Origin of the sequence: Paraburkholderia saeva (assembly GCF_907164555.1) — a bacterium.
In the GTDB taxonomy this organism is placed as follows: Bacteria; Pseudomonadota; Gammaproteobacteria; order Burkholderiales; family Burkholderiaceae; genus Paraburkholderia; species Paraburkholderia saeva.
In genome coordinates, this window is the sequence record NZ_CAJQZC010000008.1 from 71,200 (window position 1) to 91,928 (window position 20,729).

Annotated in this window: 20 protein-coding genes; 14 read left to right on the forward strand and 6 right to left on the reverse strand. The window is 62.1% G+C overall.

The genetic code is table 11. The features are described from left to right. Nucleotides 1-44 precede the first annotated feature (44 nt). From LPA36_RS20390 to LPA36_RS20400, 3 genes are read left to right on the forward strand one after another with little or no spacing between them, the layout of a single operon-like run. A complete protein-coding gene (locus LPA36_RS20390) occupies nt 45-1,268 on the forward strand; it encodes a porin (protein WP_228880684.1) in 1,224 nt (407 codons plus the stop codon). A gap of 36 nt (nt 1,269-1,304) precedes the next feature. Next, nucleotides 1,305-2,255 (forward strand): MFS transporter, encoded by a 951-nt coding sequence (locus tag LPA36_RS20395; protein ID WP_228880686.1) that lies wholly within the window; start codon nt 1,305-1,307, stop codon nt 2,253-2,255. Then, nucleotides 2,249-2,599, forward strand: a complete 351-nt coding sequence (locus LPA36_RS20400; RefSeq protein ID WP_228880688.1) for a hypothetical protein — start codon at nt 2,249-2,251, stop codon at nt 2,597-2,599. Before LPA36_RS20395 ends, LPA36_RS20400 begins: the two co-directional genes overlap by 7 nt. A gap of 64 nt (nt 2,600-2,663) precedes the next feature. Here the strand turns inward: LPA36_RS20400 and LPA36_RS20405 are convergent, their stop codons facing one another. Next, entirely contained in the window at nt 2,664-3,965 is a 1,302-nt protein-coding gene (locus LPA36_RS20405; protein WP_228880690.1) for a DUF1254 domain-containing protein, read from the reverse strand. 239 nt (nt 3,966-4,204) lie between these two features. On the opposite strand from LPA36_RS20405, the gene LPA36_RS20410 reads away from it, so the two are divergent. Then, nucleotides 4,205-5,584 (forward strand): DUF1254 domain-containing protein, encoded by a 1,380-nt coding sequence (locus tag LPA36_RS20410; RefSeq protein WP_228880692.1) that lies wholly within the window; start codon nt 4,205-4,207, stop codon nt 5,582-5,584. 91 nt (nt 5,585-5,675) lie between these two features. Continuing rightward, complete coding sequence (locus LPA36_RS20415) at nt 5,676-7,052, forward strand: MFS transporter (protein WP_228880693.1); 1,377 nt, start codon at nt 5,676-5,678, stop codon at nt 7,050-7,052. A 225-nt stretch (nt 7,053-7,277) separates the two neighbouring features. On the opposite strand, the gene LPA36_RS20420 is transcribed toward LPA36_RS20415, so the two are convergent. Further along, on the reverse strand, nt 7,278-8,039 hold the full coding sequence (locus tag LPA36_RS20420; RefSeq protein ID WP_228880695.1) for a sulfite exporter TauE/SafE family protein: 762 nt from the start codon (nt 8,037-8,039) through the stop codon (nt 7,278-7,280). Nucleotides 8,040-8,123: 84 nt separating this feature from the next. Between LPA36_RS20420 and LPA36_RS20425 the strand changes: the two genes are divergently transcribed. After that, the gene (locus LPA36_RS20425; RefSeq protein WP_228880696.1) at nt 8,124-9,029 is read left to right on the forward strand and encodes a LysR family transcriptional regulator; all 906 of its coding nucleotides are present in this window, start codon (nt 8,124-8,126) and stop codon (nt 9,027-9,029) included. Nucleotides 9,030-9,054: 25 nt separating this feature from the next. On the opposite strand, the gene LPA36_RS20430 is transcribed toward LPA36_RS20425, so the two are convergent. Next, entirely contained in the window at nt 9,055-9,954 is a 900-nt protein-coding gene (locus tag LPA36_RS20430; protein WP_228880698.1) for a DUF72 domain-containing protein, read from the reverse strand. A gap of 351 nt (nt 9,955-10,305) precedes the next feature. Here LPA36_RS20430 and LPA36_RS20435 point away from each other — a divergent pair, with 351 nt between their 5' ends. Then, the gene (locus LPA36_RS20435) at nt 10,306-11,418 is read left to right on the forward strand and encodes a BMP family ABC transporter substrate-binding protein (protein WP_228880702.1); all 1,113 of its coding nucleotides are present in this window, start codon (nt 10,306-10,308) and stop codon (nt 11,416-11,418) included. Between the two features lie 49 nt (nt 11,419-11,467). After that, nucleotides 11,468-12,019, forward strand: coding sequence for a nucleoside deaminase (locus tag LPA36_RS20440; RefSeq protein ID WP_228880705.1), 552 nt, complete (start codon nt 11,468-11,470; stop codon nt 12,017-12,019). Nucleotides 12,020-12,070: 51 nt separating this feature from the next. Here the strand turns inward: LPA36_RS20440 and LPA36_RS20445 are convergent, their stop codons facing one another. Then, nucleotides 12,071-12,598 carry a GNAT family N-acetyltransferase gene (locus tag LPA36_RS20445; protein WP_228880709.1) on the reverse strand — a complete coding sequence of 176 codons (528 nt, stop codon included), beginning with the start codon at nt 12,596-12,598 and terminating at the stop codon, nt 12,071-12,073. Beyond that, on the reverse strand, nt 12,595-13,185 hold the full coding sequence (locus LPA36_RS20450) for a helix-turn-helix domain-containing protein (protein ID WP_228880716.1): 591 nt from the start codon (nt 13,183-13,185) through the stop codon (nt 12,595-12,597). Before LPA36_RS20450 ends, LPA36_RS20445 begins: the two co-directional genes overlap by 4 nt. A 200-nt stretch (nt 13,186-13,385) precedes the next feature. Here LPA36_RS20450 and LPA36_RS20455 point away from each other — a divergent pair, with 200 nt between their 5' ends. Then, complete coding sequence (locus LPA36_RS20455; protein WP_228881135.1) at nt 13,386-14,105, forward strand: GntR family transcriptional regulator; 720 nt, start codon at nt 13,386-13,388, stop codon at nt 14,103-14,105. A 284-nt stretch (nt 14,106-14,389) separates the two neighbouring features. Further along, entirely contained in the window at nt 14,390-15,709 is a 1,320-nt protein-coding gene (oxlT, locus tag LPA36_RS20460; protein WP_228880717.1) for an oxalate/formate MFS antiporter, read from the forward strand. Between the two features lie 183 nt (nt 15,710-15,892). On the opposite strand, the gene LPA36_RS20465 is transcribed toward oxlT, so the two are convergent. Beyond that, nucleotides 15,893-16,282: a hypothetical protein gene (locus tag LPA36_RS20465; RefSeq protein ID WP_228880719.1), complete on the reverse strand. Its 390-nt coding sequence runs from the start codon at nt 16,280-16,282 to the stop codon at nt 15,893-15,895. A 506-nt stretch (nt 16,283-16,788) separates the two neighbouring features. Here LPA36_RS20465 and oxc point away from each other — a divergent pair. The 4 genes from oxc (at nt 16,789) to LPA36_RS20485 (ending at nt 20,694) form a co-directional block, all read left to right on the forward strand. After that, nucleotides 16,789-18,528, forward strand: coding sequence for an oxalyl-CoA decarboxylase (oxc, locus tag LPA36_RS20470; RefSeq protein ID WP_228880721.1), 1,740 nt, complete (start codon nt 16,789-16,791; stop codon nt 18,526-18,528). Between the two features lie 28 nt (nt 18,529-18,556). After that, nucleotides 18,557-19,807, forward strand: coding sequence for a formyl-CoA transferase (gene frc, locus LPA36_RS20475; RefSeq protein ID WP_228880724.1), 1,251 nt, complete (start codon nt 18,557-18,559; stop codon nt 19,805-19,807). A 144-nt stretch (nt 19,808-19,951) separates the two neighbouring features. Continuing rightward, nucleotides 19,952-20,395, forward strand: coding sequence for a PAS domain-containing protein (locus LPA36_RS20480; RefSeq protein ID WP_228880726.1), 444 nt, complete (start codon nt 19,952-19,954; stop codon nt 20,393-20,395). Between the two features lie 41 nt (nt 20,396-20,436). Continuing rightward, entirely contained in the window at nt 20,437-20,694 is a 258-nt protein-coding gene (locus LPA36_RS20485) for a hypothetical protein (protein ID WP_228880728.1), read from the forward strand. The last annotated feature ends 35 nt before the right edge of the window (nt 20,695-20,729 follow it).

Consider the following 20,729-nt stretch of genomic DNA (forward strand, 5'->3'; position numbering starts at 1 on the left):
TGGTTTTACTCACATAAACACAATCTGAAACTGGAGACTCGTCCATGAAAATCCGGCACCTCGGCTGGCTGCTCGGCACACTCGCATTCAGCGCGCACGCACAGAGCAGCGTTACGCTCTACGGGCTGATCGACATCGGCCTCACATACGTCAACAACTCGCAGACATCGCGAACGGCGTCGGGACCGCACGGCGCGCATCAGTTCGCGATGTCCGACGGGAGCGCCAACGGCGTCGCGGGTAGCCGCTGGGGCTTGCGTGGCGTCGAGGATCTGGGCGGCGGACTTCAGAGCATCTTCGTGCTGGAGAATGGCTACACGCTGAACAACGGCGCGCTCGCCCAGGGCGGCGCGGAGTTCGGCCGTCAGGCGTATGTCGGCTTGCAGGGTGGCTTCGGCACCGTCACGTTCGGCCGGCAATACGACACGTACACCGACTTCGTTCAGCCACTGACGGCGACCGGCCAATGGGCCGGCTACATGGGCGCGCAGCCCGACGACGTCGACAGCCTGTCGAACACCAGCCGGATCAACAACGCGATCAAGTACCGCACGCCCGATTACCGCGGCTTCGCGGCAGCGGGGCTCTACAGCCTCGGCGGCGTCGCCGGAAACGTGACGCAGAACCAGCTCTGGTCGCTCGGCGCGCATTATGGCGTGGGCTCGCTGCTGGTTGCGGCTGGCTATCTGAACGCGCGTGACCCCAACGTGTCGCTGTATGGCACGACGCCGAACAAGGGCACGACGAGCGCCAACAATATCGGTTCGTTCGGTTCGCCGACGACGCCGGAGTCGTATCCGGTCGATGCCGGCTACGCGTCTGCGAAGACGACCCAGATTGCGGGCGCCGCGCTTCAGTACGCGTTCAGCGCAGTCACGCTCGGATTCGTCGTGACGAATGCGCGTTTCGAGGGGCTCGGTTCGTCGTCGGGTCCGAATCCGTTGGGGTACACGGGCACCGCTTCGTTCACGAGCTTCGAGCTGAGCGCACGCTCGTACATCACGCCGGCGTGGCTTGTCGGTAGTGCGATCCACTACACCGACCGCAACTCCGTGAATGGCGATGGCGGCGCGAAATATCTCCAGCTGGATCTCGGCACGATCTATAACCTGTCGAAGCGCACGAGCGTCTATCTGCTGACCGTGCTGCAGCGCGCGAGCGGTCGCGATTCGCTGGGCCAGCCTGCGGTGGCTTCGATCAGCGGCTTCAGCCCGTCCGCGACGGACCACCAGATCGGCGTGCGCCTCGCGTTGCAGCAGCGGTTCTAACGCGTGCATCTGGCATGCTACGGTCGAGGAGGAAACATGTTCCCCATAGCAACCCGATGGCGCGGATGGGTGGTCGTCGTCATGATGTTTCTGTTCATGCTGATCAATTTCGCCGACAAGGCGGTCGTCGGCCTCGCGGCCGTGCCGATGATGCGCGATCTCGGTCTTTCGCCGCAGCAGCTTGGGATTGTCGGCAGCAGCTTTTTTCTGCTGTTTTCGATTTCGGGGGTGCTGTTCGGTTTTGCCGCGAATCGCATCAAGACGAAATGGCTGCTGGCGGTGCTTTCGCTGATCTGGGCCGTCGTGCAGTTTCCGCTGGTGGGTGCGGCGTCATTTCCGTTGCTGATCGCGTGCCGTGTCATTCTCGGTGCGGGCGAAGGGCCTGCTTATCCGCTCGCGATTCACGCGACGTATAAATGGTTCGACAACAGCAAACGCAACCTGCCGTGCGCGATCGTGCTGCAGGGCGCGAATACGGGCATGCTGGTGGCCGGTCCGGTCCTGACTTACCTCATCATTCATTACGACTGGCACAGCGCGTTCCTCGCGCTCGGGCTTGCAGGATGCGCGTGGACTGTTGTATGGCTGCTGCTCGGCGAAGAAGGCACGGTCGACGATCACGCAGCAGCGTCGGCGGTGAACGGCGGTGTGCAACCGCACACGCGTGTGCGCTATCGTGACCTGATGTCAGACCGGACGCTGCTCGGATGCGTGTTGCTCACGTTCGTCGGATACGCAGTGCTTTCGGTGGGCTTCACGTGGTTTCCGGTGTATCTGCGTCTTGCGCTTGGCTATCCCGCAGCGGACGTGGGGTGGCTCTTCTCGTTGATCGTTTGTGCGGGCATTCCGGTGACGCTCGCGATGTCAGCCGTTTCGCAGTGGATGGCGGCGCGCGGTCTCAGCTCGCGTGTCGCGCGCTGTTCGGCACGATCGCGGAGATCGGCGCAGGCGCGAAGGTCGCGTGTCTCGCGGCGACCAGTGTGCTGAGTCAGCTGATTTTCTTCTTCGCGCCACTGATGATCGGTGAAGTCACGCCCGCGTCACAGCGCGCGGCGTGCCTTGGCATCAATGCGTCGCTGGGCACGCTCGCGGGGCTCATTGCACCGGCGTTGATGGGCCACTTTGTCGGCAATGCGGGCGGTGTCGCCGAAGGCTTCCGACACGGATTCACTGTGCTGGGCTGCGTACTGGTGCCGTCCGGCCTGCTGGGTGTATGGCTGATGCATCCGGAGCGATCGGTGCGCCGGTTGCAGAGGCTCTCACCGGCGAGCGCGAGCGATACGCCGATGAACGTGGCAGCAGCGCCATCGCGTGGCGAAGAAGCAGCGTAATGACCGTCTGAGCGGGATGTTGCGTGGGAGGCGGCCTGTCCAGATGGACAGGCCGCTGCGTCTGTCAGCCAGCCGGGTTCTCCTCGACCCGCCGGACAGCCGGAATGACGTAGTCGCGCGTCAGGATTTCCTGGCGCGGATGGTACAGGCGCAGGATCAGATAGAAACGTCCCGAGGGCGCTGGAAGCCAGTTCGAGATGCCTTGTCGCGGTTCTGTGTGCTGGATATGGATGTCGAGCGATTCGTCGGTGCCGTAGCGCAAATCGCGCGAACGGTCGCCGATGGCATAGCGCCGGATCGGGTTGTCCGCGAAGTAGAAGTCGCTGCCGTAGATCGACACGGACCAGAATGCATCGACGGGTGGCAACTGATTCGCCGGGAAATGCAGCACGTACTGCCGGGCGCCGTCGAACTGCTCGCCGCTCGCGTCGAAATCGCCGAGCGCGTAGAGCGCTTCGTCGCTCGCGAGCGCGCCGAGTCCTTTCATTGCCGTGCATGCGCGCGCGAGGTAATCGGTACCGAGGCGGCCGCCCGCGTAGTTGATCGACCACGGCAGCGCGCGACGGCTGCGTGTATGGCCTTCGATGATCTGCGCGCCGGCCTTTACCGCACGCGTAAGGCCTGCGATTCGCGCTTCGCTGCCAGGGCCTGTGTCAAAACGCCGGCCAGGCCCGAGACCGATGCGCGCAAACTGCGCGACAAGGCCAGCATCGACGGCAGGCGGCGGGTTGTCCTGCATCGCGCGCGCGAGATTCTCGAAGAACGCGATGCCGGAGCGGCTCGTCGTCTGATAGTCGATGACCGATTGCGGCAGACGGCTTTTACCGGTTGCCGTCAGCGTGAACTGCGTCTGGAAGGCGCGCGCTTCCTGCATGTCATCGGGGCCATCGATCAGCACCCGCCCCAGCGCCCAGATGAGATTCGTCGGGCAACGGATTTCCTCCGTGCCGTCCGGCAGCGTGCCGGACCAGTCCGGCCCGACCAGCGCGAAGCGCGATGCGTCCGGACCCACGACGCGCGGGCTGAGGTTGCGGAAGTTGTCGCTATAGGCGTCGATCAGCTCCATCACGAAGTAACGGCTCGTTGGCGCGGGCGTCGCCAGCACGACCGGGCCGTCGGCCAGGTTCACCCACGCCATCGAGTACAGCAGGTCGTTGGCGGGGGTGACGACGTCGCGGTCCTCGTGCGTCCACGGCCGTGGACAGTGCGAAAACTGGTTGACGGGCGCGCGTCCGGATTCGCCTGGTGTATCGACAGCCGTCATCAGCGCGCACGTCCTGACGATCTCGACGAGCGGATAGCCGTAAACGTAAGCCTGAACGCCGGCCACATAGGCCCATTCTTCCTGTGCAGTGCTACGGGTCATGCTGGAACGTCCTCCTGGGTGACTGCGTGTCGGCGCGTGCGGTCGGCAACATGCGGCGCCCAGCGCCGTTGCGCCGGCACGGGTTATCGCATAGGGCGTCCGCCCGCGGGATAGTGTCAGCCCAGTATAGGCAGGCATTTCGCCCAAAGTGTTTAACATGGCGAAACCCTGGTTCCGTTATGCCGTGGCCGGCGTAGGCTTGATTCCGTTTCTTTGATCCTGTTTATGGAGCGGTATTCATGTTCCTTTCTACAAGCGCACGCGTCCTGGCGCCCGAACATCCGGCTACACCGCCGGATCCGGCGAATTCCCTCGCGGCGGTTGCCCGCGACGCCGTGGTCTACACGCTGCCGTTATTCGAAATGGCACGTTCGCGCGCGACGACGTGTCCACGGCGCGATGACAGCGGCCAGTTCGCGGGCGAGACTCCGGATTCGACGCTCTGCTGGGTCAACCGTCTGATGCGCGACCGCCAGCTGCTTGGTCCGCAGCACCGCAAGGTCGTGACGCCGAACAACGACACGCTGTACATCAGCGGATGGCTCGACGTCGGTGAGGCGCCACTGCTGATTTCGGTGCCCGATACGGGGGACCGCTACTACGTGCTCGGCCTGCTGGACTTCTATACGAATCCGTTCAGTTCGATCGGCACCCGCACGACGGGCAACGGCGCGGGCAAATTCCTGCTGCATTACCGTGACATGCCGCTGCCCGCCGATATCGATCTGACGGAGATCACGCCGATCGCCTGTCCGACGCGCGACGTGTGGATGATCGGGCGCGTGCTGGTGGAGGGTCCGCAGGATCTGCAGGCGGTGCACGCGTTGCAGGACCGGTTTCTTCTGACAACATTGGACGGCGGCACTGCGGCTCGACGTTTCGACGTCGGCATGGACCGCCGCGAAACCGTGGGCGACGCGCGCCGCTACGCCGAAGTCGTCAACGCCGCGCTGCTGCGCAATCCGCCGCCGGCCACGGAGCGTGCCTACCTCAGCAAGTTTGCTGCTGTGGGTATTGGCATTGGCGATTCATCGAAGCCTGCCGCGCGGGACGACGAAGCGTTCGCCGCGCTGGGCGCAGCGCTCGAACAGGTGATCGCAGAACTGGACGTGCCGCATCCTTCGGCGCTCGGCGGCGGCTGGTTCCTGCCGGTCGAAGTGCGCGATTCGTTTGGCGATGACTACTTTGCCCGCGCCCATGTCTGCTGGAACTACATCGGCGCGCTGGGAATCGAGGAGGCGATGTATTTCTCCGCCGATTGCGACAGCGAAGGACGGCCGCTCGACGGTCGCTACACGTATGAACTGGCGTTTCCGTCCGGCGGTCTGCCGCAGGCGAAGGCATTCTGGTCGCTCACGATGTACGACAAGGCGTCCTGCATGCTGGTGGACAACGTCATCGACCGCTACTCGGTGGGCGACCGCTCGCAGCAGTTACGTTACAGCGGCACCGGACTGACGCTGCGCCTGTCGGCGCAGTCCCCGCAGGACGAGACGCTGCAATGCAACTGGCTGCCCGCACCGGCAGCGCCGTTCTACGTGACATTGCGTGTGTATATCCCGGGCGCAGCGCATCTGGAGCATCGCTATACGTGGCCCCCGATCCGGCGCATCGACTAAAGAGACCCCACCGGGCGCGCTGACCGGTGACCCCGATCAATCTGGCAATCGAGACCAGACCGGCGTTCCCCGCAGGCATCAAGGAGGAGACATGTTGAAAGAATCGAACCGCCGATGGCGCGCATGGGTGGTCGTGGTGCTGGTGTTCCTGTTCATGCTGATCAATTTCGCCGACAAGGCTGTGATTGGCCTCGCAGCCGTCCCGATGATGCATGACCTCGGGCTGACGCCCGGGCAACTGGGACTCGTCGGCAGCAGCTTTTTCGTGCTGTTCTCGATCTCAGGCATCGTCTTTGGTTTTGTTGCGAACCGCGTCAAGACGAAATGGCTGCTGGCGATCCTGTCGGCCGTGTGGGCGCTCGTGCAGTTTCCGTTGGTCGGTGCGGTGTCGTTTCCGTTGCTGATCGCATGTCGCGTCCTGCTCGGCGCGGGCGAAGGGCCGGCTTACGCGCTGGCCATCCATGCCACGTACAAGTGGTTCGACAACAGCCGACGCAGCATCCCGACCGCGATCGTGCAGCAGGGCGCGAACATGGGCATGCTTGTGGCGGGGCCGTGCCTCACCTGGCTGATGATCCACTACGACTGGCACGCCGCGTTTCTCGCGCTCGGCATCGTCGGTGCGATCTGGACGACGCTGTGGCTGGTGTTCGGCGCGGAAGGCACGGTCGATGAACCTTCGGGTCAGGAAGCGGCCGACGCATCGTCGTGTATCGCTTCCGCACGCGCGAGTGCGCAGGTGCCCGCCCGGGTGCCGTACCGCGCGCTGATGTCCGACCCGACGCTCGTCGGCATATTTCTGCTGTCGTTCGCGGGCTTTCTCGTTCTGTCGCTGTGCTTCACCTGGTTTCCCGCTTATCTGCGGCTCGGCCTTGGTTATTCCGCGACCGATGCGGGTTGGCTCTTCTCGCTGATCGTCGGTGCGGCGATTCCGGCTTCTCTGGTGATGTCATGGTTCTCGCAGTATCTGTTCAGCAAAGGCGTGTCGTCGCGCGCGTCGCGCGGCTTTGTGACGAGCGGAGCGATCGCGCTGACGGGGATTGCATTTCTGTTGACGACCACCGATATCAGCGCGCCGTTGAAAATCGTGTGCCTGACATTGGGTGCGGGTTTCGGCCAGCTGATTTTTCTGTTCGGCCCGTTGATGATTGGTGAAGTCACGCCGCCCGCGCAGCGGGGCGCATGGCTCGCGATCAACAACTCGGTCGCAACGCTCGCCGGATTTGTCGCGCCTGCGCTGATGGGGCTTTTTGTCGGCGCTGCGCACAGCCGTGCGCCCGGCTTCGAACACGGGTTTCTGTTTCTCGGCTCGGTGCTTGTCGTGGCCAGCGTCGCCGCGTTCTGGCTGATTCACCCCGAACGCTCGATGCGCCGGTTGTGTGACATTGCTGCGTCGCGCAACAGCCGCGAGTACAGCGACGTCAGCCCGCCCGCATGCATGCCGGACGAAGTGACCGGCGCAGGCTGATCGAAGACGGCTCAGACGACGTGATCGTGATTCCGCATGTGCCGGATCATGGCGATCTTTGCTGCCACGCTGGCGAGGATCGCCAGCGCACCCATGGTGTCGAGCAGGGCTGAAATCATTACACGTCTCCTGTCTCATGCAAGTTGTTGCCGCTTCACATCTCCGATGGCGGGAGAGAGGCGTGATCTGCCGTCCTGCCAAGGATAAAACGGCGTGCCGTGGCGATTATTTCAACGTGGGCGCGTAGGCGCGGACGAAAAACGCCAGCGTGATGCAGACAGTCAGCAGCAGCGTGCCGGAGCGGATCAGGGCGGCTGGCGCGCGGCGGCCGATCTGCGCGCCACCGTAACCGCCCGCGATTGCGGCGAAGAGCATCAGCAGCGTCTCGGGCCAGTGCACGGCGTGCGCGATGATGAAGGTCAGCACGGCCATCGCGTTCGTCGCACTGACGAGCAACGTGCGCGGGGCGTTCAGGCGTTTGATGTCGCTGCTGTCGAGCAACCCCCAGACGGCCAGCATCATGATGCCGACGGCGCCGCCGAAATATCCGCCGTAGACACCGAGCGCGAACTGCACCGCGATGACCATCGACGGCCAGATACGCCAGTGCCGGCGCAGCCTTTCACCCAGCCTGCGTCCAAACGCAAGCGCCAGACTCGCGACGAGAAGCAGCCACGGCAACACGAAGTCGAAGGCTTTCGGCGACGTCCACAACAGCAGCAACGCGCCGATGACGCCGCCCACCAGCGTGATCGCCAGCAACGGGCGCAGCGATACCGTGCCGATCGGGCCGAGTCCGTCGCGATACGCCCACGCACTCGCGATGCCGCCGGGAAAGAGTGCGACCGTGCTCGATGCGTTCGCCTGAACCGGTGGCACACCGGCCAGAATCATCGCGGGGAGGCTGACAAACGAGCCGCCTCCGGCTAGCGCATTCATCGCGCCCGCCAGCAGTCCGGCACCTGTGAGCAAAAATAGCGGGTTCATTCGATGCATCGTAGCGATGGCGTCACGCCTCCGCAATCTGGCTTTTCCAATGCTAGACTTCGCCAAAACCGAAGGGAGGCACGCGTGCGATTCGACCTGACCGATCTGCGTCTTTTTCTCAGCGTGATCGAACATGGCAGCCTGACGCAGGGCGCGCGGGCGATGAATCTCGCGCTCGCGTCCGCGAGCGAGCGCATTTCGGGGATGGAGTCCGCGCTTGGCGCTCCGCTACTCGAGCGCACGCGCCGGGGTGTGAGGACGACCGCAGCCGGCGACGCGCTGGTGCGTCACGCGCGCCTTATCCTCGATCAGGTGCAGCAGATGCGCGGCGAGCTGCACACGTATGCCACGGGCCTGAAAGGGCGCGTTCGCCTGCTGTCGAACACGGCCGCGCTCGCCGCGTTCCTGCCGCAGCAGTTGTGCAGCTTTCTCGCGACCTGGCCCGATCTTTCCGTCGACCTCGAAGAGCGTCCGAGCAGCGAAATCGTGCTCGCGATCGCGGAAGGGCGCGCTGAAGTCGGGATCGTCGCGGATATCGCCGACCTGACGACGCTGCAAACCCATTTGCTCGCGCGCGATCAGCTGGTGGTCGTCGCGAGCACGCGGCATCGCGTCGCCGGGCAGGCGAGCGTGGCGTTCGCGGATATCGTCGGCGAGGCGTTCGTGGGTATGTCGGATGCAGCGCTTGAAACGCATCTGGGCCAGCGTGCGTCGCGCCTCGGGCGACAGATCAACTATCGTCTCAAGTTGCGAAGCGTCGAGAACGTGGGGATGCTGGTCGAAGCGGGGATTGGAATCGCGATTCTTTCTGAGGCGTCGGTGGTCGCGTTGCGGCGGCCTGGCCTTGAGATCCTGCCGCTGTCGGAGCCGTGGGGGTCGCGCCAGCTTCATCTGTGCGCCCGCGATTTCGCGACGTTGACGCCCCACGCAAAATTGCTCGTAGAGCATCTCAAGGTGAGCAACGCATTGCCGGGCACTGCCTCTCCCTAGTCGATGGTTGCATCGCCTTGGTCGTTCAAGTGCGTCTCTTCAGCCGTTCGAGCATCGCGATCGCCGCGGCCGGGTTGTGCGCCTTGAATTCGCTGATCACATAGAGATAGACATCGCGCGGCGTCTTCGATGCGCTCGCCTCGCCGAACATGTCGAGACCTTCTGGCGTGCCGCCGGCGGCCCATGTGCGCGCCCGCGCGGTCCACATATCCAGCGCCTTGCTCGAATAGCCTTTCGACTGCGCTTCGCTCGTGCCCATGATCCGCGCATAGACAAACGGCGCGGTCGGATCTGCTATCTGCGGATATTTTGAGTCACCCGCCATCACGATCGCCACTTCGTATTCGCGTGCAAGGGCGACGAACGCTTCGTTGCAAAAACTCTCGTGCCGCACCTCGACCGCGTGACGGATAGCGCGACCGTCCACGCGCTTTGGCAGCAGCTTGAGAAAGCCTTCGAAGTCGTCGGGATCGAACTGTTTGGTCGTGGCAAATTGCCAGTTGACCGGTCCAAGCTTGTTCTTCAGTTCGAGCACGCCGCTTGCGAAAAACCGTTCGATCGAATCGCCCGCTTCCGACAGCACCCGCCGGTTAGTGGCGAAGCGGGGCGCTTTTAGCGAAAAGACGAAGTCGTCTGGCGTTTCGTCGTGCCACTTCGTGAACGTAGCCGGCTTTTGCGAGCCGTAAAACGTGCCGTTGACCTCGATCGTCGTCAGCTGGCGGCTCGCGTATTCGAGTTCGCGTTTCTGCGCGAGATCTTCAGGGTAGAACACGCCGCGCCATGGTTCGAACGTCCACCCGCCAATGCCGACGCGGATCCGTGCCGTGCTCTCTGCAGCCTTCGGCGTTGTCTTTTTCGCGGGTTTTGCAGCGGCTTTCGCCGTTTCCTTTGCTGCGGGCGTTGTCGCCGTCTTTCGCGTCACCATTGAATCACTCCTTCCTGAGCAACCGGGTCGCTCAAGTGTAGTGAATCCGCCGGGCACGTGCCGGAGTCCAGTTATCTGGCGGCGCGAGGCCGCGTTTGTGAGGATTCGGATCGTCTCGGACGCAACGAAGTGCATGGCGCACACACATGACGCGCATCGCCCCAGCGAAGTGCGCGAGTGCCGACGGGTCGACCCGCCTTGTCACGCAGTAGATAGTGATTCCGTTATACCGGCGATAACAGGTGCAAATATTTCGCGATGAATTGGCTCGTGACCATGACGCTTTCGTTGTGAAAACAACCAGAACTGCCAACAGGCATTTTCAGATCGACGACCGTTACCGGAGAATTCATGAAAACAAAAATGGCTCGCGCGCTCAATCGCACATTGCGCATCTCGACTGCAGTGCTCGCCGTGCTGGGTGCAGGCGTGGCGCCGGGCGCCAGCGCCGCGGCGCCGCAGCCGCTCGGCATTGCGTTCGTCTATCTCGGCAATCCTGGCGATGCGGGCTGGACGTACGCGCACGAGCAGGGCGTCAAGGCAGTCGAGGCGCAGTTCGGCGACAAGGTCAAGGTCACGCGGGTCGAGAACGTACCCGAATCGGCGGATTCGGAACGCGTGTTCCGCGATCTGGCGAACAAGGGCAACAGGATCGTCGTGGGTTCGAGCTTCGGCTTTCAGGATTTCGAACTCAAGGTCGCGAAGGATTTCCCCGACGCCGTGTTCGAACATGCGACGGGCTACAAGAAAGCGGCAAACTTCGGCACGTACGACGTGCGCACGTATCAGAGCGCGTATCTTGCGGGCCTGATCGCGGGCTATACGACGAAAACGAAGACACTGGGCTTCGTCGGCTCCGTGCCGGTGCCGGAAGTGGTCCGCAACATCAATGCGTTTACGCTGGGCGCGCGCTCGGTCAATCCGGACACGAAGGTGAAGGTGCTGTGGATCAACAGCTGGTTCGATCCGGGCAAGGAAAAGCAGGCAGCCGAAACGCTGATCGCGCAGGGCGCGGACGTGCTGATCCAGAACACCGATTCGACCGCGACGATGCAGACCGCCGAACAGAAGAAGGTGCACGCATTCGGCTGGGATTCGGACATGAAGAAGTTCGGCCCGAACGCACAACTGGGTGCGTGCGTGAGCAACTGGGGCGTCTATTACACGCATCTTGTCGAGCAGGTGCAGTCGGGCAAGTGGACGAACGCGCCGGTGTGGTGGGGCCTGAAGGAGAAAGCAATCGATCTGGCTTCCATCAACACGGACGCCGTTTCACCGGCCGCGCAGAAAGCGATGACGCAAAAGCGTGACGACATCATCGCCGGCAGGTTCGATCCGTTTGCAGGCCCGATCAAGGATCAGTCAGGCGCGGTGAAGGTCGCTGCGGGCAAGTCGCTGGCCGACGCGGAACTGCAGCGTCTGAACTGGTTCGTGGAAGGCGTGGACGGTACAGTGCCGAAGTAATCCGCGCGGTCACCCGCAACGGGCAACAAGTATTAAAGGGAGACGTTACGTGAGCCTCACAGTCACATCCGGTTCAACCGGCGAAGTATCGGCGTATCCGCCGCAAGGCCTCACCCCGACGCACGAGCAGATCGTGCGTCATCTGCGGCATTCGAGTGCGATCGCCGAACGCGCGACGCTGATGGGCCATCACCCGTTCGGCGCGATTCTGGTGGGTCCCGACCAGGAAACCGTGTTGATGGAGCAGGGCAACGTCGACACGGTCAATCACGCCGAATCCGTTCTCGCGCGCGTGGCGGCGCTGAATTTCACGCCGGACTATCTATGGAGCTGCACGCTGTACACGTCGGTGGAGCCGTGCTGCATGTGCGCGGGCACGGCTTACTGGGCAAATATCGGACGTGTGGTCTTCGGCATGACGGAAAAGCGTCTGCTGGAAGCAACGGGCAGTCACGCGGAAAATCCGACGATGAGTGTCTCTTCGCGCTACGTCTTCGATCATTGCCAGAAACAGGTGGAACTGATCGGACCCGTCGAGGACGTCGAGGAAGAAGTGATGCGCGTCCAGCAGGCGTTCTGGAAATCGCGCGTTACACCATAGCGGTTTCGCCGGTCAGGCGGTTTTCGCGCCTGCGTACTGGTCAAGGCACGGTCAAAGCAGGCGGTAGTAAAACGTCGTCGCGCAGAACGCGCCGTCCGGCATCAGTGCGTAATTCGGCACGACGCCTGCGCGCTGCCATCCGGCGCGCGCGTAAAGCCGTTCGGCGTCGCCGCCTGTCACCGTATCGAGTACGAGCACGGACTTGCCTTCGTTGCGCGCGACGTGTTCGACGGCGTTTATCAGACGTTGCGCGACGCCGCGGCGTCTTGCGCGGCGATGCACCAGCATCTTCGCTACATCGGCGCGATGCGGCTGGTTATCGGGTTGCGCCGTAATCAGCTGCACGGTGCCGGCGATCGTGCCGTCTTCTTCCTGCGCGACGAGCAGGACGCGTTCCTTGCGCGCGACGCCTTCGGCGACGCCGCGCCAGAACGCAAGCGCCTTCTCACGCGGAAACGGCAGCATGAAGCTGACCGAAGCGCCACCTTCGACGCAATCCACCAGCACGTCCGCAAGCGCGTTCACGCATGCCATGGCCGCATCGGCATCGAGCCGTCGAATCGTGATGGTTTCGCTCATGCGTGCCGCCTCAGGCGTGTCGGGGACAACGTCGCCAGCGCAACGAGATATCGCGCGGGCGCCGACGTCGGATTGCTGAAGAGGGTGGGGCAGTCGAGACGCATCGTCAGGCAGTCGCCGGCTTCGAGATGCCAGTGTTCGTCGCCGACGATCAGATCCATCGCGCCTTCGATGATCCACACCTGCTGATGCGTCTCCGATTCGCGCGCGCTAGTTTCGTACGCGACGCGCTCGCCAGGCGGAAAAATGACCTCGACGAGCTGGATTGGCGAAACCGCGGCAGGCGAGAGGCTGCGCCGCACGTAGCCGGAAACCGGGTCCGTCCAGACGGGCTGATCGGCGGCGCGGGCCATCGGCGACGGTGCGGCGGCAGCCTCGGTGCTTTCCTCGAAGAGCGAAGACAGGTTCACGCCCAGCGCGACGGCCAGCCGGTCGAGCACCGTCGCGGTCGGACTGCTCTCTCCGCGTTCGATCAGTGAAATGTTCGAGCGGCTCACACGGCTGCGTTCAGCGAGCGCGTCGAGTGAAAAGCCGCGCGCGTCGCGCAGTTCGCGGACGCGGCGGGCAATGCGGGAAGTGATGTCCATGTGTTCCAGTTTAACGGATTTATATTCCATCAAACTGGAAAAACATCGCTAAATGCACAAAAAAGGGATGCGGAATGTTCCAATCCGGTCCACAATCGATGGCTGATATACTAAATTCAGTATTTCGTCATGATCTTCGCACCTCGCCGGACGCGTTCCCATCGCGTCACGCGCCGCGTAGGTCCAACGGGAGGCGACGCATCTTGTCAGAACTTCAAACCGAGGTAGCGGCAGTGCCGCTGACGTTGTCGTTGCGGCCGATCGGCGCGAGCGTGAGTCTTCGGGACCGCGCCTACGCGATGCTGCGCCAGGCGATTGCCGATGCGGATATCTATCAGACACGCGAAGACGTGCGTCTCGATGACCGCGTCCTGAGCGAATCGCTGGGTGTCAGTCGCACGCCGGTTCGCGAGGCAATGACCCGGCTCGAACAGGAAGGCTTTCTGCGCACCGTGCCGCGACGCGGTATCTATATAGTGCGCAAGAGCAAACGCGAGATCGTCGAGATGATCCAGATGTGGGCGGCGCTCGAAAGCATGGCGGCGCGACTCGCCACGCTGCGCGCCACCGATGCGGAAATCGCGCGCCTGCGTCACATGTTCGATCACTTCCACGACACGACGCCCACCGATCACATCGCCGACTACTCGGACGCGAACATCACGTTTCATCAGGCCATTGTCGAACTGTCGAAATCGCAGGTCATTCTCGACACGATCAAGAATATTTTTATCCACGTGCGCGCCATTCGCCGGTTGACGATCTCGCAAAGCGATCGTGCATCGCGCTCGATTGTCGATCACCTGCGCATTATCGAAGCACTGGAGCGCCGCGATACCGAACTCGCCGAAAGACTCACGCGGCAGCATTCGCTTGACCTCGCAGCCTTTGTGGAGGCGCATTGCGATTTTCTCGACTGACTGATTGACGCTTAAAAGCCGTCTTTCTCGAAGACGGCTATCGACAAGCCCGGGCCGTGAATGCGACCGGGCTTTTTGGCGTTACTAAATGATTCGTGATCCTGAATTACATAATTCAATGTATAAGCAATAGCGAATGAATACGATAACGAATTTTGATTATTCATGAATATGTAATGTCCTTAGCATGACTCCGTATAAGCCGGCGCAGCACAACTCAATACTGCGCATCAGAACGCACACAGCAGGACGCCGGCATCAATCAGATAGCGGAGACAAGGCACATGGACGGAATGACCCGGCAATCCCCGGCGAACGGCATTTTTGCGAACCGCTGGTGTCAACTGGTGATCGGCATGCTATGCATGGCGCTGGTCGCGAACCTTCAATATGCATGGACACTGTTCGTCGCACCAATGAACGCGCGGCACCACTGGGGCGAGGCATCGATCCAGCTGGCCTTCTCGATTTTCATTCTGACTGAGACGTGGCTCGTGCCGGTCGAAGGATGGCTCGTCGACAAGTTTGGTCCGCGACCGGTCGTCGCTGTCGGCGCGCTGTGCGCAGGCGTCGCATGGGTCATGAATTCATACGCAACGACATTGCCTGAGTTGTACGCGGCTTCCGTGATCGCCGGTCTCGGCGCGGGCGGCGTGTATGGCACGTGCGTGGGCAATGCGCTGAAACTGTTTCCGGACCGTCGCGGGCTTGCGGCAGGTCTGACCGCAGCGGGATTTGGTGCAGGCGCGGCGGTCACCGTGATCCCGATCGCCAACATGATCACGCGCACGGGCTACGAACACACGTTCCTGTTCTTCGGCATTCTGCAGGGCGTGTGCATCTTTGTGCTGGCGCTGCTGCTGCTCAAGCCGGCACCGCGTGCGGCCAGCACGGTGAAGAAAAAGTTCGCCGTGAGCAAGACCGATTACACGTCGAGCCAGATGATCAGGACACCGGTGTTCTGGGTGATCTACGCCTCGTTCGTCGCGGTTGCAGCTGGCGGATTGATGGCCACCGCGCAGATCGGCCCGATCGCGAAAGACTGGGGCCTCGCCAAGCTGCCGATGAGCATGTTCGGCCTGACATTGCCGCTGCTTACGATGACGCTGTCGATCGACAACATCTGCAACGGCTTCACGCGTCCGTTGTGCGGTTTCATCTCCGACAAGATCGGCCGCGAGAACACGATGTTCTTTATCTTCATCGGTGAAGGGCTCGCGCTGCTCGGCATGATGGAGTACGGCACGAATCCATATGCGTTCATGACGTTCGCCGCATTGATCTTCCTGTTCTGGGGCGAGATCTTCTCGATCTTCCCGGCGATCTGCGCGGATACGTTCGGCAGCAAATACGCGGCCGCCAATGCGGGCACGCTGTACACGGCGAAGGGTACCGCATCGCTGATCGTGCCGATTGCTTCGGTTTTGTCGGCAACGGGCGGCTGGAACCTCGTTTTCATCGTGGCCGCTGTGGTGACGATTGCGGCCGGTATTTCCGCGAAGTTCATTCTCGCGCCGATGCGCAAACGCTGGATCGAGTCGAGCGACAGTGCCGCGGTGAATGCCGCCAGCGTGACGCCCAGTTCGAGTTTGAGCCACCACTGACGCGAGCACTCACGGCAATACGCAGCCTGGATCTGCTGGCGGCTGGCAACAGCCGTCAATGAGGCTTGCGCAGTGAAAAAAACTCACCCCGTTGCGCAGGCAGCGGGGTGAGTTTTACACGTTAAGGCAGGAAAGTTTGCCGCGCGAGAGGGCGCGGCATGAGACGGAAGGTAAGGCGTGGAATCAGGCGCCAGCGAGCGCAGGCAGATCCGGTTCGCCCGACCAGTACACGGCAAACGAGAAGCCCTGCGAAGCCGGCTGAGCGGATTGTGCGCCGGCGCTGGCGTCGGTGCGTGTGGGCAATGCATCGGGCGCGATTGCGGTCTTTTTCGCGAGGATGGCTTCGCTCAGGAATGCAGCGCTGTAGGCGTTCAGCAGATGCGGATGATTCGCCTCGATGTACGCGACGATGCGTGCCTGCTCGCCGTCGATGGAAGCGAGCGATTCGAGCGTCTGTGCGTCCCAGCGAAAGCGCAGGCCGAGTTCGGCGAACGCCGTGTTGTATGCGCAGAGCTGGGTGCGGATCGCCTGTTCGCGTTCCGTCTGGTGTCCGTGGAAGTGTGCGTCGCCCATGATGTCTCTCCGGTGATCGATAACGTAGATACAGCGTAGGGCGTCAGAACGATAGATGATAGTTAAAGATTATTTCGTTAATCATAATCTTTGATTTATGGATTGAGGTGGCGGCGATATGAAAATCACGCGAGCATAGCTGCGTATACGTATGTGATATCCAAAATAAAGAATGTGTTGAAGGGCAATTTCGTCCAGTAACGCCGCTTTATCAGCAGCTGGATGAAAGGAAAGCATGCTGGAAAACCCTCACTGGAGACCCGTCGGCTTACGGCGTGAAATCCATGATGGAAATGCCCCATCGGTCCAACGCAGTCGGGTTTGTGGCAAATGCAACATTGACGCAGTGCGGCAAATGAATCGCTGGAAGTGAGCAAATTCAGTGACTCTGTCTACGCTGCAGAGCAGCACGATTTCATGACCGATAAAACGCGCTTGACTAATATTGTGTTTGGAATATTGTATATCACGAGACAACACACACGCCCCGCCAAGGAGGAGACGTCATGGCAGAAGTAGTTGGGACCATTGAACCGCAGACCGCAGCTGCAGAAGTAGCGCAGACAACCGACGGCTTTCACATCGTCATCGATGCCCTGAAGGCAAACGACATCGATACGATTTTCGGTCTGGTCGGCATTCCCATCACCGACCTCGCTCGCCTTGCGCAAGCCGAGGGTATGCGCTTCATCGGCTTTCGCCACGAGCAGCATGCGGGCAATGCGGCGGCCATCGCCGGTTATATGACAAAGAAGCCGGGCATCTGCCTGACGGTGTCGGCGCCGGGCTTCCTGAACGGCCTTACGGCACTCGCAAACGCCACCACGAACTGCTTCCCGATGATTCTCATCAGCGGTTCGAGCGAGCGTGAGATCGTCGACCTGCAGCAAGGCGACTACGAAGAGATGGATCAGCTGAACGCAGCGAAGCCGTACGCGAAGGCCGCATACCGCGTGCTGCACGCCGAAGACATCGGCATCGGTGTAGCGCGCGCGATTCGTGCGGCCGTGTCCGGCCGTCCGGGCGGCGTGTACCTCGATCTGCCGGCCAAGCTGCTCGCCCAGACGATGGACGCCGTGAAGGGCAAGAATTCGCTCATCCGCGTGATCGACGCAGCGCCGCGTCAGCTGCCCGCGCCCGAATCGGTACAGCGCGCGCTCGATCTGCTGAAGGGCGCGAAGCGTCCGCTGATTCTGCTCGGCAAGGGCGCCGCCTACGCACAGGCCGACGCGGAAATCCGCGCGTTCGTCGAAAAGACCGGCATTCCGTATCTGCCGATGTCGATGGCGAAGGGCCTGCTGCCGGATACGCATGAGCAGTCGGCTTCCGCCGCGCGTTCGTTCGTGCTGGCTGAAGCAGACGTCGTCGTGCTGATCGGCGCGCGTCTGAACTGGCTGCTCTCGCACGGCAAGGGCAAGACCTGGGGCAAACCAAAGCAGTTCGTCCAGATCGACATCTCGCCGACGGAAATCGACAGCAACGTGGCGATCGCGGCACCGGTGATCGGCGACATCGGTTCGTGCGTGTCGGCGCTCGTGGCCGGCCTCGATGCCAGCTTCCCGAAGCCCAGCATCGAATGGACCGGCGCGATCACCGAGCGCAAGAGCACGAACCTCGCGAAGATGGCCGCAACGCTCGCGAAGAATCCGTCGCCGATGAATTTCCACAGCGCCCTGCGCGCGATCCGCGACGTGCTGAAGACGCGCCCCGACATCAACGTCGTCAACGAAGGCGCCAATACGCTCGACTACGCCCGCAGCATCATCGACATGTACGAGCCGCGCAAGCGCTTCGACTCGGGCACGTGGGGAATCATGGGCATCGGCATGGGTTTCGCGATTGGCGCTGCGGTGACGAGCGGCAAGCCGGTCGTCGCGATCGAAGGCGACAGCGCGTTCGGCTTCAGCGGCATGGAACTCGAAACCATCTGCCGTTATGACCTGCCGGTCTGCACGATCGTCTTCAACAACAACGGCGTGTATCGCGGCACGGATGTGAACCCGACGGGCGGCAAGGACGTCGCGCCGACGGTGTTCGTGAAGAACGCGCGCTACGACAAGATGATCGAGGCGTTCGGCGGCATCGGACACAACGCCACGACGCCCGAAGAATTGACGAAGGCCTTGCTCGAAGCAATCGCATCAGGCAAGCCGACGCTCATCAACGCAGTGATCGATGAAGCCGCCGGCACCGAAAGCGGTCGCCTGACGAACCTGAATCCGCAAAGCGCGGCAATGAAGAAATAACATCCGTTACGTCCATTAGGAGATACAAGTGAGCAAACCCCTCGATGGCATCAAGATCATTGACTTTACTCACGTACAGGCGGGTCCTGCTTGCACGCAGTTGCTGGCATGGTTCGGCGCCGATGTGATCAAGGTTGAACGCCCGGGTTCCGGCGACGTCACGCGCAGCCAGCTGCGCGATATCCCGGGCGTCGACGCGCTTTACTTCACGATGCTGAACAGCAACAAGCGTTCGCTGACGCTCGACACCAAGAAGCCGGAAGGCAAGGAAGTGCTCGAGAAGCTGATCCGCGAATCGGACGTGCTGGTTGAAAACTTCGGCCCGGGCGCACTCGACCGGATGGGCTTTTCGTGGGAACGCCTGAACGAACTGAACCCGAAGATGATCGTCGCTTCGGTGAAGGGTTTCAGCGACGGCCACCACTACGACGACCTGAAGGTCTATGAAAACGTCGCGCAGTGCGCAGGCGGCGCGGCATCGACGACGGGCTTCTGGGATGGTCCGCCGACCGTCAGCGCCGCGGCGCTCGGCGACAGCAACACCGGCATGCACCTCGCCATCGGCATCCTGACCGCGCTGATCGGCCGCGACAAGACCGGCAAGGGACAGAAGGTTGCAGTCTCGATGCAGGACAGCGTGCTGAACCTGTGCCGCGTGAAACTGCGCGATCAGCAACGCCTGGACCGCGTTGGCTACCTCGAAGAGTATCCGCAATATCCGCACGGCGAATTCAGCGACGTCGTGCCGCGCGGCGGCAACGCCGGCGGTGGCGGCCAGCCGGGCTGGGTGCTGAAGTGCAAGGGCTGGGAAACGGACCCGAACGCGTATATCTACTTCACGGTGCAGGGTCACGCGTGGGAGCCGATCTGCCGCGCACTCGGCCGCCCGGAATGGATCGACGATCCGGCGTACAAGACTGCTGAAGCGCGTCAGCCGCACATCTTCGAAATCTTCAAGGTGATCGAAGAGTGGCTCTCCGACAAGACGAAGTTCGAAGCAGTCGACATCCTGCGCAAGTTCGATATTCCGTGCTCGCCGGTTCTGTCGATGAAGGAGCTTGCGAACGATCCGTCACTGCGCGCCAGCGGCACCATCACCGAAGTGCAGCACAAGCAGCGCGGCAGCTATCTGACGGTGGGCAGCCCGATCAAGTTCTCGGACATGAAGCCTGAAATCACCGGCTCGCCGCTCTTGGGCGAGCACAGCGAAGAAGTCCTCGCAGGTCTCGGCTACAGCCGGAGCCAGATCGAGAATCTGAGAGAATCGAAAGTGATCTGACCGTTTCACAGGATCGCATGTGACGTCCGCAACTTGAAGGAGTGCGGTACGTCGTTGAAACAGCGCCCCCGTGGGCGCTGTTTTCACTATGACACCAGCGACCGCGATCACCGCGGCCGCTATCAACGGAGATCCGCCCGAACCATGCAGGCAGCCATCGATTATCAGCAACTGGTCACGGCGATCGGAGACGCGGTCGTCATTTCAGGCACCGACGGCAATATCACGCTGTGGAATCCCGCCGCCGAGCGCATGTTTGGCTTCACCGAAGCGGAAGCGCTCGGCAAATCGCTCGATGTGATCATCCCCGAGCGGTTGCGCGGACGTCACTGGGAGGGCTATCAAAAGACCATGGAGACGGGCGAGACGCGTTACGGCAACGACGTGCTGCGCGTGCCCGCCGTTCACAAGGATGGCCGTTCGCTGTCGATCGCCTTTACCGTCGCGCTGCTGTATGGACCGGAGAAGACATTGACCGGCATCGTCGCAGTGATTCGCGACGAAACGAGCCGCTTCCAGGAAGAGCGCGGCCTGCGCAAACGTATTGCTGAGCTGGAAGCAAAGGCACAGGCCCAGGCGGGTGCGTAAGGCTCCGGGTTTTAACGGCTGGCTCTTTCAGGAGAGATTCGATGCATGTGGAAACGCTTGGACCCTACCAGTTCGAACTATCGGCGCGGCAGTTCATCCACAACGGCGGGTGGGCCGCGTTCGCCGCAATCAGCACGATCGATGACGGCGCTGACGCGCCGGTCGATGTGCTGCCGCTGCAGCAGGTCGTCGACAACGCGATCTTCGAGAGCGAAGCGGCGGCAATTGCCGCCGCGCATCAGGTCGTGATCGCGCTGTTGAAGCGGCCGTATCCGCCCGCGAAACCCAACCTGACCTGAGCGGCAAGTGCGCGGCACGGGGCGATGGCCGGCCG

Bases quoted from the DNA above. Each gene is read 5' to 3' on its own strand.
- LPA36_RS20390 (WP_228880684.1), top strand. From the start codon at position 45: ATGAAAATCCGGCACCTCGGCTGGCTGCTCGGCACACTCGCATTCAGC.
- LPA36_RS20395 (WP_228880686.1), top strand. From the start codon at position 1,305: ATGTTCCCCATAGCAACCCGATGGCGCGGATGGGTGGTCGTCGTCATG.
- LPA36_RS20405 (WP_228880690.1), bottom strand. From the start codon at position 3,965: ATGACCCGTAGCACTGCACAGGAAGAATGGGCCTATGTGGCCGGCGTT.
- LPA36_RS20410 (WP_228880692.1), top strand. From the start codon at position 4,205: ATGTTCCTTTCTACAAGCGCACGCGTCCTGGCGCCCGAACATCCGGCT.
- LPA36_RS20415 (WP_228880693.1), top strand. From the start codon at position 5,676: ATGTTGAAAGAATCGAACCGCCGATGGCGCGCATGGGTGGTCGTGGTG.
- LPA36_RS20420 (WP_228880695.1), bottom strand. From the start codon at position 8,039: ATGAACCCGCTATTTTTGCTCACAGGTGCCGGACTGCTGGCGGGCGCG.
- LPA36_RS20430 (WP_228880698.1), bottom strand. From the start codon at position 9,954: ATGGTGACGCGAAAGACGGCGACAACGCCCGCAGCAAAGGAAACGGCG.
- LPA36_RS20435 (WP_228880702.1), top strand. From the start codon at position 10,306: ATGAAAACAAAAATGGCTCGCGCGCTCAATCGCACATTGCGCATCTCG.
- LPA36_RS20445 (WP_228880709.1), bottom strand. From the start codon at position 12,598: ATGAGCGAAACCATCACGATTCGACGGCTCGATGCCGATGCGGCCATG.
- LPA36_RS20450 (WP_228880716.1), bottom strand. From the start codon at position 13,185: ATGGACATCACTTCCCGCATTGCCCGCCGCGTCCGCGAACTGCGCGAC.
- oxlT (WP_228880717.1), top strand. From the start codon at position 14,390: ATGGACGGAATGACCCGGCAATCCCCGGCGAACGGCATTTTTGCGAAC.
- LPA36_RS20465 (WP_228880719.1), bottom strand. From the start codon at position 16,282: ATGGGCGACGCACACTTCCACGGACACCAGACGGAACGCGAACAGGCG.
- oxc (WP_228880721.1), top strand. From the start codon at position 16,789: ATGGCAGAAGTAGTTGGGACCATTGAACCGCAGACCGCAGCTGCAGAA.
- LPA36_RS20480 (WP_228880726.1), top strand. From the start codon at position 19,952: ATGCAGGCAGCCATCGATTATCAGCAACTGGTCACGGCGATCGGAGAC.
- LPA36_RS20485 (WP_228880728.1), top strand. From the start codon at position 20,437: ATGCATGTGGAAACGCTTGGACCCTACCAGTTCGAACTATCGGCGCGG.